This window comes from Conexibacter stalactiti (assembly GCF_033542075.1).
GTDB lineage: Bacteria > Actinomycetota > Thermoleophilia > Solirubrobacterales > Solirubrobacteraceae > Conexibacter > Conexibacter stalactiti.
On the sequence record NZ_JAWSTH010000223.1, the window covers coordinates 1 to 1,415 of the forward strand.

Consider the following 1,415-nt stretch of genomic DNA (forward strand, 5'->3'; position numbering starts at 1 on the left):
CGCGCCGGCGCCGTGCCCGATGCCCGCGCGGCCGCCGCCCGCGCCACCCACGCCGCCGACCCGCAGCGCGACCGCGCCGGCGACCGCGAGCGCGCAGAGCGCAGCGACGGCGAGCATCCACGGCGTGGCGGCGTCGCTGCCGGTCCCGAGCGCGTGGACGAGCGCGATCGGCCAGCAGCCGTAGGCGCTCCAGTGGATCGCACGCCAGGTGCGGTGGCCGACACGCTGTCGCAGCAGGCCGCTGAGGCCGAGCAGCAGCAGGATGTCGAAGGCGACCGTGCCGAGCCCGACCCAGAACGTCTCGTAGGGGCTGGCGAACGGGATCAGCGCATCGAGCCAGCCGATCGCCACGTAGCCGTCGAGCACCGTCGTGGCGACGTGCAGCGCGACGAAGAGGATCGACAGCAGCGACGCGCCGCGGTGGATCGCGTCGACCACGAATCGCGGCCAGCCGGGCGCCCGCCAGCGCTTCACGTCGGCGACCCCGAGCACGAGCGTGACGGTCAGCAGCAGCAGCGCGACGATCCCCGCCCCGCGCGTCGCCAGCCACAGCGGGCTGGTGGCGGCGAGCGCGATCATCGTCGCTCCAGCGGGACGAAGCGGACGCGCGGCGGAGCCGCGGCGCGCCGGGGTGCGTCCGCGCCGGGATCCGTCGCGTCCGCGCCGCGATTTGTCGCGTCCGCGCTGCGATTTGTCGCGTCCGCGCCGGGATTTGTCGCGTCCGCGCCGCGAGACGAGCGCTCCGCGCCCGGCCAGTCGCCGACGTGCAGCACGGCGCCGTCAGTCGTGACGAGGCGGGCTGGCAGGCCGAGCGAATGCAGCCAGCGCGGGGCGTCGGCGCCGCGCACGAGCGCGGCGGTCGTGGCGGCGTTGGCGTCGACACATGACGCCGCCGCGACCGCGACGGTTCGCCATGGCGTCTGCGCGGGCGCTCCGGTGCGCGGGTCGATCACGTGGTGACGCAGCTCGCCGCCCGCGACCCAACGGCGCACGGTCGTGCCGGAGGTCGCCAGCCCGCCGTCCACGATCGCGATCGTCTCGGCAGGGCCGTCGTCGCCACGCGCGGCGTCGCGCGCGGCCGCTCCATCGAGGCCGACGGTCGCGCGGCCACCGCCGTCGGCATGGTCGTCGCTGACGCGGATCGTCCAGCCGCCGGGCGGCGGCGGGCCCGCGACGGCGATGTCGCCGCCGAGCGCGACCAGCACCCCGGCGCCGGTGCGCACGACCGCCGCCCGCGCGGCATGGTCGGCGGCGAGCGCCTTCGCGCTCGCGCCGAGGTCCAGCTCGACGCCGGCCGGCACGCGCACGACGCCCAGCAGCTCGTCGACCTCGACGCGCCGCCACGCGCCCGCGTCGCGCGGCGGGGGCGCGGCGTCGCGCAGGGGCGGGGCGGCCGCGTCAAGTCGGAGGCCAAG

General features: G+C 77.7%; 2 protein-coding genes. Both read right to left on the reverse strand.

Annotation, left to right across the window (positions count from 1 at the left end; all coding sequences use genetic code 11):
* Nucleotides 1-579: ferric reductase-like transmembrane domain-containing protein (locus tag R7226_RS31435; protein WP_318601512.1), on the reverse strand; the 579-nt coding region annotated here is incomplete at its 3' end.
* Nucleotides 576-1,415, reverse strand: an 840-nt coding sequence (locus tag R7226_RS31440) for an FAD:protein FMN transferase (protein ID WP_318601513.1), incomplete at its 5' end; no start/stop codon positions are given. The genes R7226_RS31440 and R7226_RS31435, both read right to left, overlap by 4 nt.